General features: G+C 47.1%; 13 protein-coding genes and 1 tRNA gene. 10 read left to right on the top strand and 4 right to left on the bottom strand.

What is annotated here, in order from left to right:
• Positions 1 to 94: 94 nt before the first annotated feature.
• From D9741_RS07670 to lysS, 6 genes are all read left to right on the top strand, one after another.
• A tRNA-Phe gene (locus D9741_RS07670) sits at positions 95 to 170 on the top strand.
• 602 nt (positions 171 to 772) lie between these two features.
• On the top strand, positions 773 to 2,311 hold the full coding sequence (gene cadC, locus D9741_RS07665) for a lysine decarboxylation/transport transcriptional activator CadC (protein WP_130216757.1): 1,539 nt from the start codon (positions 773 to 775) through the stop codon (positions 2,309 to 2,311).
• Between the two features lie 362 nt (positions 2,312 to 2,673).
• Positions 2,674 to 4,008, top strand: a complete 1,335-nt coding sequence (gene cadB / locus D9741_RS07660) for a cadaverine/lysine antiporter (RefSeq protein ID WP_130216759.1) — start codon at positions 2,674 to 2,676, stop codon at positions 4,006 to 4,008.
• Positions 4,009 to 4,087: 79 nt separating this feature from the next.
• Complete coding sequence (gene cadA / locus D9741_RS07655) at positions 4,088 to 6,235, top strand: lysine decarboxylase CadA (protein ID WP_130216761.1); 2,148 nt, start codon at positions 4,088 to 4,090, stop codon at positions 6,233 to 6,235.
• 58 nt (positions 6,236 to 6,293) lie between these two features.
• Positions 6,294 to 7,751, top strand: coding sequence for a dipeptide/tripeptide permease DtpC (gene dtpC / locus D9741_RS07650; protein WP_130205935.1), 1,458 nt, complete (start codon positions 6,294 to 6,296; stop codon positions 7,749 to 7,751).
• A gap of 237 nt (positions 7,752 to 7,988) precedes the next feature.
• On the top strand, positions 7,989 to 9,506 hold the full coding sequence (gene lysS, locus D9741_RS07645) for a lysine--tRNA ligase (RefSeq protein WP_130216763.1): 1,518 nt from the start codon (positions 7,989 to 7,991) through the stop codon (positions 9,504 to 9,506).
• A gap of 118 nt (positions 9,507 to 9,624) precedes the next feature.
• Here lysS and ghoT read toward each other — a convergent pair whose 3' ends face one another.
• The 4 genes from ghoT to yjdI all read right to left on the bottom strand — a co-directional run bounded on the left by ghoT (position 9,625) and on the right by yjdI (position 10,854).
• Entirely contained in the window at positions 9,625 to 9,798 is a 174-nt protein-coding gene (gene ghoT / locus D9741_RS07640) for a type V toxin-antitoxin system toxin GhoT (protein WP_064525730.1), read from the bottom strand.
• A 27-nt stretch (positions 9,799 to 9,825) separates the two neighbouring features.
• Entirely contained in the window at positions 9,826 to 10,122 is a 297-nt protein-coding gene (gene ghoS, locus D9741_RS07635; protein ID WP_130205929.1) for a type V toxin-antitoxin system endoribonuclease antitoxin GhoS, read from the bottom strand.
• Positions 10,123 to 10,339: 217 nt separating this feature from the next.
• Complete coding sequence (locus tag D9741_RS07630; protein ID WP_096840330.1) at positions 10,340 to 10,612, bottom strand: GNAT family N-acetyltransferase; 273 nt, start codon at positions 10,610 to 10,612, stop codon at positions 10,340 to 10,342.
• 11 nt (positions 10,613 to 10,623) lie between these two features.
• On the bottom strand, positions 10,624 to 10,854 hold the full coding sequence (gene yjdI, locus D9741_RS07625; protein WP_130216765.1) for a 4Fe-4S mono-cluster protein YjdI: 231 nt from the start codon (positions 10,852 to 10,854) through the stop codon (positions 10,624 to 10,626).
• A gap of 179 nt (positions 10,855 to 11,033) precedes the next feature.
• Here yjdI and D9741_RS07620 point away from each other — a divergent pair, with 179 nt between their 5' ends.
• The 4 genes from D9741_RS07620 to fumB all read left to right on the top strand — a co-directional run bounded on the left by D9741_RS07620 (position 11,034) and on the right by fumB (position 17,002).
• Positions 11,034 to 12,665 (top strand): sensor histidine kinase, encoded by a 1,632-nt coding sequence (locus tag D9741_RS07620; protein WP_130216767.1) that lies wholly within the window; start codon positions 11,034 to 11,036, stop codon positions 12,663 to 12,665.
• Positions 12,662 to 13,381 carry a two-component system response regulator DcuR gene (gene dcuR / locus D9741_RS07615; protein ID WP_130205923.1) on the top strand — a complete coding sequence of 240 codons (720 nt, stop codon included), beginning with the start codon at positions 12,662 to 12,664 and terminating at the stop codon, positions 13,379 to 13,381. The genes D9741_RS07620 and dcuR overlap by 4 nt, the downstream gene beginning before the upstream one ends.
• 556 nt (positions 13,382 to 13,937) lie before the next feature.
• Positions 13,938 to 15,278, top strand: a complete 1,341-nt coding sequence (gene dcuB / locus D9741_RS07610) for an anaerobic C4-dicarboxylate transporter DcuB (protein WP_000899528.1) — start codon at positions 13,938 to 13,940, stop codon at positions 15,276 to 15,278.
• Between the two features lie 77 nt (positions 15,279 to 15,355).
• On the top strand, positions 15,356 to 17,002 hold the full coding sequence (gene fumB, locus D9741_RS07605; RefSeq protein ID WP_130216769.1) for a class I fumarate hydratase: 1,647 nt from the start codon (positions 15,356 to 15,358) through the stop codon (positions 17,000 to 17,002).
• The last annotated feature ends 101 nt before the right edge of the window (positions 17,003 to 17,103 follow it).

The following is a 17,103-nucleotide window of genomic DNA, read 5'->3' as shown; positions in this document are numbered from 1 at the left end:
AAAGAAGCGATTTGCCGCAATCTTAAGCAGTTGAATCGCTTTTACTGAAATTAGGTTGACGAGATGTGCAGATTACGGTTTAATGCGCCCCGTTGCCCGGATAGCTCAGTCGGTAGAGCAGGGGATTGAAAATCCCCGTGTCCTTGGTTCGATTCCGAGTCCGGGCACCAAATTCATATAAACGGACCTCCACGGAGGTCCGTTTTTCGTTTCAGGACGCCACGACTTAACCGTTCTTCCTCCAAATCACTCCCACCAAACTCAACCAAATTCTCCCCACATCACCAGCATTTTGCGGGTATCCCCCTGTTTGAGAAAATTTGTCCCGGAGCTATGACACTGACTGACGCAAAATGTCGTGCGACCCCGTAATGCTGTTGAACGTCAAATGACGTCATCAGGAGCGTAACGCATCCATAAACAGAACGCCGACTGATGAGATTTCCTGGATGCGAACAAAGAGAAATGTATAACTCCGTTTGATCATGCAAAGACTAACAATCCATTAAAATAGTAAGCGTTCCAGGCAATTTTCCGGGGATTATTTTCTGAACGTTTTCTTTGGCAAAGATAATCAATCCTGGTGGTAAGGCAAATTACTTCTGATTCTCATTAAAGTCCTTTCGTAAGACGATGTAATCAAGAGGTTTACGGCTGGTAAAAATAACGTCTCACATTCACCTGTAATATGTAAACACACCCATCTATAGATGGTAAAAATAGGTTATGGCAATTATCATTGCACCATTCCCTTTTCGAATGAGTTTTTATTATGCAACAACCTGTAGTTCGCGTTGGCGAGTGGCTTGTTACTCCGTCCATAAACCAAATTAGTCGCAATGGGCGTCAACTTACCCTTGAGCCGAGACTAATCGATCTTCTGGTTTTCTTTGCTCAACACAGTGGCGAAGTACTTAGCAGAGATGAACTTATCGATAATGTCTGGAAGAGAAGTATTGTTACCAATCACGTTGTAACGCAGAGTATCTCAGAACTGCGTAAGTCATTAAAAGATAATGATGAAGATAGTCTTGTCTATATCGCTACTGTACCAAAGCGCGGTTATAAATTAATGGTGCCAGTTATCTGGTACAGCGAAGAGGAGGGAGAAGAAATAATGCAATCTTCGCCTCCCCCTATACCAGAGGCGATTCCTGACACAGATTCCCCTTCCCACAGTCTTAACATTCAAAACACCGCAACGCCACCTGAACAATCCCCAGTTAAAAGCAAACGATTCACTACCTTTTGGGTATGGTTTTTTTTCCTGTTGTCGTTAGGTATCTGTGTAGCACTGGTGGCGTTTTCCAGTCTTGAAACGCGTCTTCCTATGAGTAAATCGCGTATTTTGCTCAATCCACGCGATATTGACATTAATATGGTGAATAAGAGTTGTAACAGCTGGACTTCCCCGTATCAGCTCTCTTACGCGATAGGTGTGGGTGATTTGGTGGCTACGTCACTTAATACCTTCTCCACTTTTATGGTTCATGACAAAATCAACTACAACATTGATGAACCGAGCAGTTCCGGTAAAACATTATCTATTGCGTTTGTTAATCAACGCCAATACCGCGCTCAACAGTGCTTTATGTCGGTGAAATTGGTAGACAATGCAGATGGTTCGACCATGCTGGATAAACGTTATGTCATCACTAACGGTAATCAGCTGGCGATTCAAAATGATTTACTGGAGAGTTTGTCAAAAGCGTTAAATCAACCGTGGCCACAACGAATGCAGGAGATGCTCCAACAAATTTTGCCTCATCGTGGTGCGTTATTAACTAATTTTTATCAGGCACATGATTATTTAATGCATGGTGATGATAAATCATTGAACCGTGCCAGTGAGTTATTAGGTGAGATTGTTCAATCATCTCCCGAATTTACCTACGCGAGAGCAGAGAAAGCATTAGTTGATATAGTACGTCATTCTCAGCATCCTTTAGATGAAAAACAATTAGCAGCACTGAACACAGAAATTGATAACATTGCTACACTGCCAGGAATGAATAATCTGGCCATTCTCTATCAAATAAAAGCGGTCAGTGCTCTGACAAAAGGAAAAACAGACGAATCTTATCAGGCGATAAATACTGGTATTGACCTTGAAATGTCCTGGCTAAATTATGTGTTGCTTGGCAAAGTTTATGAGATGAAGGGGATGAACCGAGAAGCTGCTGATGCATATCTCACCGCCTTTAATTTACGCCCAGGAGCAAACACCCTTTACTGGATTGAAAATGGCATATTCCAGACTTCTGTTTCTTATGTTGTCCCTTATCTCGACAAATTTCTCGCTTCAGAATAAACGAATCCTGGGTTGATTCATTCGCGGGGATTTTTAGCGTTAAACGCTTGTATATTTATTGACATAACATGTTGCAGCAATTTATTTGCTGCATAACTTTTTATTACATAAATTCAACCAGAAACTTTCTCGTAACTCATTGTAAATATTGAATGTTTATCTTTTCATGATATCAACTTGCGATTCTGATCTGTTAATGAAGAGCTAAAATCCTCACTGACATAAACTTTTGTATTATTTCACCTAATCTTTAGGATTAATCTTTTTTTTTGAGTAGTCTTGTCGCCAGTTTGGTCTGGTCAGTAAATAGTTATACATCATGACCCGGACTCCAAATTCTAAAATGAAATTAGGAGAAGAGCATGAGTTCTGCCAAGAAGATTGGGCTATTTGCCTGTACCGGTGTTGTTGCCGGTAATATGATGGGGAGCGGTATTGCATTATTACCTGCGAACCTTGCAAGTATCGGTGGTATTGCTATCTGGGGTTGGATCATCTCTATTATTGGTGCAATGTCGCTGGCTTATGTATATGCCCGACTGGCAACAAAGAACCCGCAACAAGGTGGCCCAATTGCTTATGCTGGAGAAATTTCCCCTGCATTTGGTTTTCAGACAGGTGTTCTTTATTACCATGCTAACTGGATTGGTAACCTGGCGATTGGTATTACCGCTGTATCTTATCTTTCCACCTTCTTCCCAGTATTAAATGATCCTGTTCCGGCAGGTATCGCCTGTATTGCTATCGTCTGGGTATTTACCTTTGTAAATATGCTCGGCGGTACCTGGGTAAGCCGTTTAACCACTATTGGCTTGGTGCTGGTTCTTATTCCGGTGGTTATGACTGCTATTGTTGGCTGGCATTGGTTTGATGCTGCAACTTATGCAGCTAACTGGAATACTGCGGGTACCACTGATGGTCACGCAATCATTAAAAGTATTCTGCTCTGCCTGTGGGCCTTCGTGGGTGTTGAATCCGCAGCTGTAAGTACTGGTATGGTTAAAAACCCGAAACGTACCGTTCCACTGGCAACCATGCTGGGTACTGGTTTAGCAGGTATTGTTTACATTGCTGCGACTCAGGTGCTTTCCGGTATGTATCCGTCTTCTGTAATGGCAGCTTCCGGTGCTCCGTTTGCAATCAGTGCTTCAACTATCCTCGGTAACTGGGCTGCGCCGCTGGTTTCTGCATTCACCGCCTTTGCGTGCCTGACTTCTCTGGGCTCCTGGATGATGCTGGTAGGCCAGGCAGGTGTACGTGCCGCTAACGACGGTAACTTCCCGAAAATTTATGGTGAAGTCGACAGCAACGGTATTCCGAAAAAAGGTCTGCTGCTGGCTGCAGTGAAAATGACTGCCCTGATGATCCTCATCACTCTGATGAACTCTGCCGGTGGTAAAGCCTCTGACCTGTTCGGTGAACTGACCGGTATCGCAGTACTGCTGACTATGCTGCCGTACTTCTACTCTTGCGTTGACCTGATTCGTTTTGAAGGCGTTAACATCCGCAACTTTGTCAGCCTAATCTGCTCTGTACTGGGTTGCGTGTTCTGCTTCATCGCTCTGATGGGTGCAAGCTCCTTCGAGCTGGCAGGTACCTTCATCGTCAGCCTGATTATCCTGATGTTCTACGCTCGCAAAATGCACGAGCGCCAGAGCCACTCAATGGATAACCACACAGCATCTAACGCACATTAATTAAAAGTATTTTCCGAGGCTCCTCCTTTCATTTTGTCCCATGTGTTGGGAGGGGCCTTTTTTACCTGGAGATATGACTATGAACGTTATTGCAATATTGAATCACATGGGGGTTTATTTTAAAGAAGAACCCATCCGTGAACTTCATCGCGCGCTTGAACGTCTGAACTTCCAGATTGTTTACCCGAACGACCGTGACGACTTATTAAAACTGATCGAAAACAATGCGCGTCTGTGCGGCGTTATTTTTGACTGGGATAAATATAATCTCGAGTTGTGCGAAGAAATTAGCAAAATGAACGAGAACCTGCCGTTGTACGCGTTCGCTAATACATATTCCACACTCGATGTAAGCCTGAACGATCTGCGTTTACAGATTAGCTTCTTTGAATATGCGCTGGGTGCTGCTGATGATATTGCTAACAAGATCAAGCAGACCACTGACGAATATATCAACACTATTCTGCCTCCGCTGACCAAAGCGCTGTTTAAATATGTTCGTGAAGGTAAATATACTTTCTGTACTCCTGGTCACATGGGCGGTACTGCATTCCAGAAAAGCCCGGTAGGTAGCCTGTTCTATGATTTCTTTGGTCCGAACACCATGAAATCTGATATTTCCATTTCAGTATCTGAACTGGGTTCCCTGCTGGATCACAGCGGTCCACACAAAGAAGCAGAACAGTATATCGCTCGCGTCTTTAACGCAGACCGCAGCTACATGGTGACCAACGGTACTTCCACTGCGAACAAAATTGTTGGTATGTACTCTGCTCCGGCAGGCAGCACCATTCTGATTGACCGTAACTGCCACAAATCGCTGACCCATCTGATGATGATGAGCGATGTTACGCCAATCTATTTCCGCCCGACCCGTAACGCTTACGGTATTCTTGGCGGTATCCCACAGAGTGAATTCCAGCACGCAACCATTGCTAAGCGCGTGAAAGAAACACCAAACGCGACCTGGCCGGTACATGCCGTAATTACTAACTCTACCTATGATGGTCTGCTGTACAACACCGACTTCATCAAGAAAACGCTGGATGTGAAATCCATCCACTTTGACTCCGCGTGGGTGCCTTACACCAACTTCTCACCGATTTACGAAGGTAAATGCGGTATGAGCGGTGGCCGTGTCGAAGGGAAAGTGATTTACGAAACCCAGTCCACTCACAAACTGCTGGCGGCATTCTCTCAGGCTTCCATGATCCACGTTAAAGGTGACGTAAACGAAGAAACCTTTAACGAAGCCTACATGATGCACACCACCACTTCTCCGCACTACGGTATCGTGGCGTCCACTGAAACCGCTGCGGCGATGATGAAAGGTAATGCCGGTAAACGCCTGATCGACGGTTCCATTGAACGTGCGATCAAGTTCCGTAAAGAGATCAAACGTCTGAGAACGGAATCTGATGGCTGGTTCTTTGATGTATGGCAGCCGGATCATATCGATACTACTGAATGCTGGCCGCTGCGTTCTGACAGCACCTGGCACGGCTTCAAAAACATCGATAACGAGCACATGTATCTTGACCCGATCAAAGTCACTCTGCTGACTCCGGGGATGGAAAAAGACGGCACCATGAGCGACTTTGGTATTCCGGCCAGCATCGTGGCGAAATACCTCGACGAACATGGCATCGTTGTTGAGAAGACCGGTCCGTATAACCTGCTGTTCCTGTTCAGCATCGGTATTGATAAGACCAAAGCACTGAGCCTGCTGCGTGCTCTGACTGACTTCAAACGTGCGTTCGACCTGAACCTGCGTGTGAAAAACATGCTGCCGTCTCTGTATCGTGAAGATCCTGAATTCTATGAAAACATGCGTATTCAGGAACTGGCTCAGAATATCCACAAACTGATTGTTCACCACAATCTGCCGGATCTGATGTATCGCGCATTTGAAGTGCTGCCGACAATGGTAATGACTCCGTATGCTGCGTTCCAGAAAGAGCTGCACGGTATGACCGAAGAAGTTTACCTCGACGAAATGGTAGGTCGTATTAACGCCAATATGATCCTTCCGTATCCGCCGGGAGTTCCTCTGGTAATGCCGGGTGAAATGATCACCGAAGAAAGCCGTCCGGTTCTGGAGTTCCTGCAGATGCTGTGTGAAATCGGCGCTCACTATCCGGGCTTTGAAACCGATATTCACGGTGCATACCGTCAGGCTGATGGCCGCTATACCGTTAAGGTATTGAAAGAAGAAGGCAAAAAATAATTAGCTAGTACAAGGGAAGTGGCTTGCCACTTCCCTTTTTTGCTCATAAGGAGAACACATGAAAACACCCTCACAGCCGCGCGCGATATACTATATCGTGGCGATCCAGATCTGGGAGTACTTCAGTTTTTACGGCATGCGTGCCTTACTCATTCTCTATCTCACCCATCAGCTTGGTTTTGATGATAACCATGCCATCAGCCTGTTCAGCGCATACGCTTCTTTGGTTTACGTTACCCCTATTCTCGGCGGCTGGCTTGCCGACCGCCTGCTCGGTAACCGCACTGCGGTAATTGCCGGCGCGCTGTTAATGACCCTTGGCCATGTGGTGCTGGGCATTGATACAAATTCAACCTTTAGCCTGTATCTGGCGCTGGCAATCATTATTTGTGGCTACGGTTTATTCAAATCAAACATCAGCTGTTTGCTTGGCGAGCTCTACGACGAGAACGATCATCGACGTGATGGCGGTTTTTCGCTGCTGTATGCTGCGGGCAATATCGGTTCTATCGCAGCCCCCATCGCCTGCGGCCTGGCTGCTCAGTGGTATGGATGGCATGTTGGCTTTGCCCTTGCGGGTGGCGGCATGTTTATCGGTTTGTTGATTTTCTTAAGCGGTCATCGTCATTTCCAGTCCACGCGTAGCATGGATAAAAAAGCGCTCACTCGCGTCAAATTTGCCTTACCGGTATGGAGCTGGTTAGTGGTGATGCTCTGTTTAGCCCCAGTATTTTTTACTCTGCTGCTGGAGAACGACTGGTCCGGATATTTGCTGGCGATCGTTTGCCTTATTGCTGCACAAATCATTGCCCGCATGATGATCAAATTCCCCGAACACCGCCGTGCTCTTTGGCAAATTGTATTGTTGATGTTTGTCGGGACGTTGTTCTGGGTACTGGCACAACAGGGCGGCAGTACCATCAGCTTGTTTATCGATCGCTTTGTGAATCGTCAGGCATTCAATATTGAAGTACCTACTGCGCTATTCCAGTCAGTGAACGCAATTGCGGTGATGCTCGCTGGGGTTGTACTTGCCTGGCTGGCGTCGCCAGAAAGCCACGGCAACTCAACATTGCGCGTCTGGCTGAAGTTTGCCTTTGGCTTACTGCTGATGGCTTGTGGCTTTATGTTGCTGGCATTTGATGCCCGACATGCAGCGGCTGGCGGTCAAGCGTCAATGGGTGTGATGATATCCGGGCTGGCGCTAATGGGCTTTGCCGAACTCTTTATTGACCCGGTGGCGATTGCGCAAATCACGCGTCTGAAAATGTCTGGCGTATTAACCGGTATTTATATGCTGGCAACAGGCGCGGTCGCCAACTGGCTGGCAGGCGTAGTGGCACAACAGACGACAGAGTCGCAAATTAGCGGTATGGCAATTGCAGCTTACCAGCGATTCTTTTCCCAGATGGGAGAGTGGACGTTGGCTTGTGTCGCGATCATCGTGGCATTGGCCTTTGCTACCCGATTTCTGTTTAGCACTCCGACGAATATGATACAGGAAAGCAACGATTAACTTCCGTAAAAACAATTAGTTATGAATCAATTTACTTTCAGTTAATCACACTAGCAAATCCCAGATTAATAAGATATTTAAACCATTTTTATGGTTATTTATTAGTGATATCAACTTGAGGTAAGCGTTGGTTTAGATAAGATGAACTGAGTTACTAATAGTCGAGGCAGATAATACAGTGTACCGATCTGTCTCTTTATCTACGCTAAATTGAAAGCTGGATTAAGAGGAACCAAAATGTCTGAACAAGAAACACAGGGAGCCAATGAGGCTATTGATTTTAACGATGAAATGAGAAATCGTCGCGAAAAACTGGCAGCGCTGCGTCAGCAAGGCGTGGCGTTTCCCAATGATTTTCGCCGCGACCATACTTCTGACCAGTTGCACGAAGAGTTTGATGCGAAGGATAACCAGGAACTGGAATCCTTAAACATTGAAGTCTCGATTGCTGGCCGAATGATGACCCGTCGAATCATGGGGAAAGCCTCCTTTGTAACATTGCAGGATGTCGGTGGCCGTATTCAACTGTACGTTGCACGAGATAGCCTGCCAGAAGGTGTTTATAACGATCAGTTTAAAAAATGGGACCTGGGTGACATTATCGGTGCCCGCGGTACGCTGTTTAAGACGCAAACTGGTGAGCTTTCCATTCACTGTACTGAGTTACGCCTGCTGACTAAAGCACTACGTCCTTTACCAGATAAATTCCATGGTCTGCAGGATCAGGAAGTCCGTTATCGTCAACGTTATCTGGACCTCATCGCTAACGATAAATCCCGTCAAACGTTTGTTGTCCGTTCAAAAATTCTGGCCGCTATCCGCCAGTTCATGGTCGCGCGCGGCTTTATGGAAGTAGAAACCCCGATGATGCAGGTAATTCCAGGTGGGGCATCTGCTCGCCCGTTTATTACCCATCATAATGCTCTGGATTTAGATATGTATCTGCGTATCGCGCCGGAGCTGTATCTGAAACGTCTGGTTGTAGGTGGTTTTGAACGGGTATTCGAAATCAACCGTAACTTCCGTAATGAAGGTATTTCTGTTCGTCATAACCCTGAGTTCACGATGATGGAACTCTACATGGCGTATGCGGATTACCACGATTTGATTGAACTGACAGAGTCACTGTTCCGCACCCTGGCACAAGAGGTACTGGGTACCACTAAAGTCACTTATGGCGAGCATGTGTTTGATTTCGGCAAACCGTTTGAAAAACTCACCATGCGTGAAGCAATCAAAAAATATCGTCCAGAAACTGAGATGGCCGACCTGGATAATTTTGATGCCGCTAAAGCATTAGCTGAATCTATCGGTATTACAGTAGAGAAAAGCTGGGGGCTGGGACGTATTGTCACCGAAATCTTTGATGAAGTTGCAGAAGCACATCTGATTCAGCCAACCTTTATTACTGAGTATCCGGCAGAAGTGTCACCGCTGGCGCGCCGTAATGATGTTAACCCGGAAATCACCGACCGTTTTGAATTCTTCATCGGTGGTCGTGAAATCGGTAATGGTTTTAGCGAATTAAACGACGCAGAAGATCAGGCTGAACGTTTCCAGGAACAGGTTAACGCCAAAGCTGCAGGTGACGACGAAGCGATGTTCTACGACGAAGATTACGTGACTGCGTTGGAATATGGTCTGCCGCCAACCGCAGGTCTGGGAATTGGTATCGACCGAATGATTATGCTGTTTACTAACAGTCATACTATTCGTGACGTTATTCTCTTCCCGGCGATGCGTCCACAGAAATAAGTTTCACTTTAATGAACGAAGCAGCCAGGCGACTGCTTCGTTCGTCGTTCCGCAAATCAATTTTTGAGGAGAGACGCTTCGTTTCAAGATAACCAGCGGATCCACTCAACCACAGCTCCTAAAAGAGAGAAAAAAGTAATGCCACAGGCAGACTCATTGGCCAGGTTATTCCTACCAGGAATGCACTAAGTAAACGAATATGTGTTTTCTCATGTGAGATAAACCAGATAATGACAAAGGATATGTTCACACCAATCACATAAAAAATTAATATTTTAGAGAATAGTGTCATTTTTTATGTTCTTCTTATCCTTCCTGGCTACTTGTAAAACTGACGGAAATAGTCATCAACTATCATAATGTTGAGGTCAAAATCAATATCTGGCAAGTCTAAGCATTTGATCCTGATTAAATCTTCAATTTCACTTGCGGCTAATGATGTCGTTATTGCGAAAGAATTCTCATTCAATTGTCGTGGTATTCCATATTCATCAGCCACTATAGAGGAGAAGTTCATATCATGCATCAATGATCTTAACCTTAAGAAAACTGAGGAATAAGATGATGGATAATCAAAAGAAACGACATAAGTATTGAACTTTTTTTTACCTTCCATAATAAGACTCCTATCAATATTAAATGCCCTGGGGATGCAAAGTTTATTAACCCCGATTGATGATTCTCATATAGGAGATATTCTTTTTTTTTTGCTCACTAAAGGGGATGACTTGGGACAAGAAAAAGCTCTCTCTGACCATTCTTTGTGCATCCCCCGACCCTTCAGATACTCCCCTGCATCGCATTACGCAGAGCATGAAAAATATCGTTACTCATCAACTGCGAATATCATCATACTCACGCATTTTATCAAATTCGTGTTTCGCAAATGGGCACAGTGGGATAATTTTTCGTTTTTCCCGGCGCATTTTTTCCACGACTTTCGCAACCAACTGTTTACCAATCCCTTGCCCTTTCAGGCTTTCATCAACATCGGTATGTTCGATAATCGCTAAATTCTCTCCAGTCGGCACAAAGACAATTTCAGCGATTTGCTTACCCTGCTCGTCATTGATGTAAAATTTATTGTGGCCTTCACGTATTTCCATTTTCCCCTCGCTTATTTATGACGGTATTTCAGCGCGCCGCTCGGGCACGTATCAATCACTTTCACTACAGTGGCGACGTCCACTTCATCCGGCATGATCCACGGCTTACGTTTGAGATTAAATAACTTGCCGTTGCCACGTACGCAATTGCCAGAATGCTGACATATTGCAGTGTTGAACCAGACATCGATCTTTTCGCCGGTATAGCAGCGATAACCACCGTCCAGTAGATCCTGATCCATGACCTTCCCTCTCTCATCAGTATGGTTTTCGCAATAAGCATAGCCCGGAATCTTCATACAGCACCGGCAGTTTCAGTTTCCAGAGTCTCTCCCCCTATATAGCCAATTATTCTTACTCCCTTTGAATTACCTGCCTCATCAGAGATAATGCTTAAGAAATTTGTCACACAAGGAAGCTGATGAGACATCCATTGCCCTACCGCAAGTTACGCAAACGTCCGATGAAATTGAGTACCACAGTGATCTTAATGGTCAGCGCGGTGCTGTTCTCGGTGCTGTTGGTGGTGCATCTGATTTACTTCTCGCAAATCAGTAATATGACGCGTGACGGACTGGCCAACAAGGCGCTGGCGGTAGCGCGTACCCTTGCCGATTCGCCGGAAATCCGTCAGGGCTTGCAGAAAAAACCGCAGGAGAGCGGGATCCAGGCCATCGCGGAAGCCGTGCGCAAACGTAACGATCTGCTGTTTATTGTCGTTACCGATATGCAAAGTCTTCGCTACTCGCATCCTGAAGCCCAACGTATTGGTCAGCCATTTAAAGGTGATGACATCCTTAAAGCGCTGAATGGCGAAGAAAATGTCGCTATCAATCGCGGTTTTCTGGCGCAGGCTTTACGCGTATTTACCCCCATCTATGATGAGAATAATAAACAGATTGGCGTGGTGGCGATCGGCCTTGAGTTAAGCCGCGTGACCCAACAGATCAATGACAGTCGCTGGAGCATTATCTGGTCGGTGTTATTTGGCATGCTGGTCGGCCTCATCGGCACCTGTATTCTGGTTAAGGTGCTGAAAAAAATCCTTTTCGGCCTGGAACCCTACGAAATATCCACGCTGTTTGAGCAACGCCAGGCCATGTTGCAGTCTATCAAAGAAGGCGTCGTTGCCGTGGACGATCGCGGCGAAGTCACGCTGATCAACGATGCCGCACAAGAATTGCTGAATTACCGTAAGTCGCAGGACGATGAGAAACTGTCGACGCTAAGCCACTCGTGGTCACAGGTAGTAGATGTCTCGGAAGTGTTACGCGACGGTACGCCGCGCCGCGACGAAGAGATTACCGTCAAAGATCGGCTATTACTGATCAACACCGTTCCGGTGCGCAGTAATGGCGTTATCATCGGTGCCATTTCAACCTTCAGGGATAAAACTGAAGTACGTAAACTGATGCAGCGACTGGATGGTCTGGTCAACTATGCTGACGCACTTCGTGAACGATCCCACGAATTTATGAATAAATTGCACGTGATTCTCGGATTATTGCATCTGAAGAGTTATAAGCAGTTGGAAGATTACATTCTCAAAACAGCCAATAACTATCAGGAAGAGATTGGCTCTCTGTTGGGCAAGATCAAATCGCCGGTTATCGCTGGTTTTTTAATCAGCAAGATTAACCGCGCGACCGATTTAGGCCATACGCTGATTTTAAACAGCGAAAGCCAGTTGCCCGACAGCGGCAGTGAAGACCAGGTCGCGACGCTGATTACCACGTTGGGAAATCTGATAGAAAACGCGCTGGAGGCATTAGGGCCGGAAGCTGGAGGCGAAATCAGCGTAACATTGCACTACCGTCACGGCTGGCTGCACTGTGAAGTTAACGATGATGGACCGGGGATCGCACCCGACAAAATCGATCACATTTTTGACAAAGGCGTCTCGACAAAAGGAAGCGAACGAGGCGTCGGTTTAGCTCTTGTCAAACAACAGGTAGAAAATCTCGACGGCAGTATCGCCGTAGAATCGGAACCCGGGATTTTCACACAATTTTTTGTCCAGATACCCTGGGACGGGGAGAAGTCGAGCAAATGATCAATGTATTAATTATCGATGACGACGCAATGGTGGCGGAGCTGAATCGCCGATACGTGGCGCAGATCCCGGGCTTTCAATGCTGCGGAACGGCCTCGACACTGGAAAAAGCCAAAGAGATAATTTTCAACAGCGACACGTCTATTGACCTGATATTGCTCGATATCTATATGCAGAAGGAGAACGGGCTCGATTTACTTCCGGTACTGCATAACGCTCGCTGCAAAAGCGATGTGATAGTCATCTCTTCCGCCGCCGATGCCGCGACGATTAAAGATTCGCTGCATTACGGCGTTGTTGATTACCTGATAAAACCCTTCCAGGCATCACGCTTTGAAGAGGCACTCACCGGCTGGCGACAAAAGAAAATGGCGCTGGAAAAACATCAGTATTATGACCAGGCCGAGCTGGATCAGCTAATCCACGGCAGCAGCGCCAACGAGCAGGATCCTCGTCGCTTGCCAAAAGGCTTAACGCCGCAGACGTTACGCACGCTGTGCCAGTGGATTGACGCGCATCAGGACTATGAGTTTTCAACCGACGAGTTGGCCAACGAGGTGAACATCTCGCGCGTTTCCTGCCGCAAGTACCTGATCTGGCTGGTCAACTGCCACATCTTATTTACCAGCATCCATTATGGCGTCACGGGTCGTCCGGTTTACCGTTACCGTATTCAAGCGGAACATTACTCATTACTGAAACAATATTGCCAATAACGCACCATTGGTTATCCGCAAGTAACAATTATTGCAGTAATGCAAAAGAGCACTGGCACAAGTTACATCGTCCATCAGTAAAACTTGTGCCAGATCAAATATAATTATCCCCTTCTCATTTCATCGATTTAATATTCTTTAGGATAAATAGTGTTTTTAATTTCAAAACGCTAACAAAAGTTAATTAACTATTATGTCACCCGCATTATGTGTATTTTTACCCATAAATGGGTAGATCAGAATAATCTATAACCGTCATTAGAACAAAAAATATACCAATAAATATCAATAAGATAGTAGAAAACAAACTATTAACATCTGCGCAGCACAAACTATAACCCCATCGCCAGAGAGTATTTTTCTCTGAAAAAGTCGCTTATCACAGTGTATTAATTTATTGCTGCCTGAATCAGCCAATATTCACTGTGAAGTAATTACTCAGGCCAGTAACGACCAAAAGGATATTAGTCAGGCTCTGAAAAAAGTTCATACAAACAGAACGAGACTGCGTTCTATTCAGTAGAAATTTAAATGGGATTATCGCGAGGGTTCACAAATGTTATTTACTATCCAACTTATCATAATATTGATATGTCTGTTCTATGGCGCCAGAAAGGGCGGTATCGCGCTAGGTTTATTAGGCGGTATCGGCCTCGTCATTCTGGTATTCGTCTTCCATCTTCAGCCAGGTAAACCACCGGTTGATGTTATGCTGGTTATCATCGCGGTGGTGGCGGCATCGGCCACGTTGCAAGCCTCGGGCGGCCTTGACGTCATGCTGCAAATTGCCGAGAAACTGCTGCGCCGCAATCCGAAATATGTCTCCATTGTCGCGCCGTTTGTTACCTGTACGCTGACCATTCTTTGCGGTACAGGTCACGTGGTTTACACCATCCTGCCAATCATCTACGACGTGGCAATTAAGAACAATATCCGTCCGGAACGTCCGATGGCGGCAAGTTCTATCGGTGCACAGATGGGGATTATCGCCAGTCCGGTGTCGGTTGCGGTAGTATCACTGGTCGCAATGCTGGGTAACGTTACCTTTGATGGTCGTCACCTTGAGTTCCTCGACCTGCTGGCAATCACCATTCCATCGACGTTACTCGGTATCCTGGCGATTGGTATTTTCAGTTGGTTCCGCGGTAAAGATCTGGATAAAGACGAAGAGTTCCAGAAATTCATCTCCGTACCGGAAAACCGTGAGTACGTTTACGGTGACACCGCGACGCTGCTGGATAAAAAGCTGCCGAAAAGCAACTGGCTGGCAATGTGGATCTTCCTCGGGGCAATTGCCGTGGTCGCACTTCTCGGTGCTGATTCGGACCTGCGTCCGTCCTTCGGCGGCAAACCGCTGTCGATGGTGCTGGTTATTCAGATGTTTATGCTGCTGACCGGGGCGCTGATTATTATCCTGACCAAAACCAATCCCGCGTCTATCTCAAAAAACGAAGTCTTTCGTTCCGGTATGATCGCCATCGTGGCGGTGTACGGTATCGCATGGATGGCAGAAACCATGTTCGGTGCGCATATGTCTGAAATTCAGGGCGTACTGGGCGAAATGGTGAAAGAGTATCCGTGGGCCTATGCCATTGTTCTGCTGCTGGTTTCCAAGTTTGTAAACTCCCAGGCCGCGGCGCTGGCGGCGATTGTTCCTGTCGCACTGGCGATTGGCGTTGACCCGGCTTACATCGTGGCTTCAGCACCGGCTTGCTACGGTTATTACATCCTGCCGACCTATCCAAGCGATCTGGCAGCGATTCAGTTTGACCGTTCCGGCACCACCCACATCGGTCGCTTCGTCATCAACCACAGCTTTATTCTGCCAGGGTTGATTGGCGTGAGCGTATCTTGCGTCTTTGGCTGGATCTTCGCCGCGATGTACGGGTTCTTATAAATGCACTTTGCGTGCCGCCCGTCGCTGTGCGGCACGCCATTTTCGTATAACAAATACAGAGTTACAGGCTGGAAGCTATGTCAAACAAACCATTTATCTACCAGGCGCCTTTCCCGATGGGGAAAGACAATACCGAATACTATCTGCTCACTTCCGATTACGTTAGCGTTGCCGAATTCAATGGCGAAACCATCCTGAAAGTGGAACCAGAAGCCCTGACCCTGCTGGCGCAGCAAGCCTTCCACGACGCCTCTTTCATGCTCCGCCCGGCACACCAGAAACAGGTTGCTTCTATTCTTCACGACCCAGAAGCCAGCGAGAACGATAAATACGTGGCGCTGCAATTCTTGAGAAACTCCGAAATCGCTGCTAAAGGCGTGCTACCGACCTGCCAGGATACCGGCACCGCGATCATTGTTGGTAAAAAAGGTCAGCGCGTATGGACCGGCGGTGGTGATGAAGAAGCGCTGTCGAAAGGCGTCTATAACACCTATATCGAAGATAACCTGCGCTATTCACAGAACGCGCCGCTGGACATGTACAAAGAGGTCAACACTGGCACTAACCTGCCTGCGCAAATCGACCTGTACGCGGTAGATGGCGATGAATATAAATTCCTCTGCGTCGCCAAAGGCGGCGGTTCTGCCAACAAAACGTATCTCTATCAGGAAACTAAAGCCCTGCTGACTCCGGGTAAACTGAAAAACTTCCTCGTCGAGAAAATGCGCACCCTCGGTACCGCTGCCTGCCCGCCGTACCATATCGCGTTTGTGATTGGCGGCACTTCTGCGGAAACCAACCTGAAAACCGTCAAGTTAGCAAGCGCTCACTATTACGATGAACTGCCGACCGAAGGGAACGAACACGGTCAGGCGTTCCGCGATGTCCAGCTGGAACAGGAACTGCTGGAAGAAGCCCAGAAACTCGGCCTCGGCGCGCAATTTGGCGGTAAATATTTTGCTCACGATATCCGCGTAATCCGCCTGCCGCGTCACGGCGCTTCCTGCCCGGTCGGTATGGGCGTTTCCTGTTCCGCTGACCGTAACATCAAAGCGAAAATTAACCGCGAAGGTATCTGGATCGAAAAACTGGAACACAACCCCGGCCAGTACATTCCGGAAGAACTGCGCCAGGCGGGTGAAGGCGAAGCGGTGAAAGTTGACCTCAACCGCCCGATGAAAGAGATCCTCGCCCAGCTTTCGCAATATCCGGTTTCCACTCGTTTGTCGCTCAGCGGCACCATTATCGTGGGTCGAGATATTGCGCACGCCAAGCTGAAAGAGCTGATTGACGCCGGTAAAGAACTGCCGCAGTACATCAAAGATCACCCGATCTACTACGCGGGTCCGGCGAAAACCCCTGCCGGTTATCCATCAGGTTCACTTGGCCCAACCACCGCAGGTCGTATGGACTCCTACGTGGATCTGCTGCAATCCCACGGCGGCAGCATGATCATGCTGGCGAAAGGTAACCGCAGTCAGCAGGTTACCGACGCGTGTCATAAACACGGCGGCTTCTACCTCGGTAGCATCGGTGGTCCGGCGGCGGTACTGGCGCAGCAGAGCATCAAGCATCTGGAATGTGTCGCTTATCCGGAGCTGGGTATGGAAGCTATCTGGAAAATCGAAGTAGAAGATTTCCCGGCGTTTATCCTGGTCGATGACAAAGGCAACGACTTCTTCCAGCAGATCGTCAACAAACAGTGCGCGAACTGCACTAAGTAACCTCTTCGGCCCAGCGCCTGGCAGCATGCTGCCAGGTGATCCCCCTGGGCCACCTCTTTTGCGATTGTAATTTCACGCTTGCTGGTGAATAGTCAGTATTT

The organism is Escherichia sp. E14V7, from assembly GCF_004212225.1.
Taxonomy (GTDB): domain Bacteria; phylum Pseudomonadota; class Gammaproteobacteria; order Enterobacterales; family Enterobacteriaceae; genus Escherichia.
This window is presented reverse-complemented; position numbering and strand designations above follow the sequence as displayed.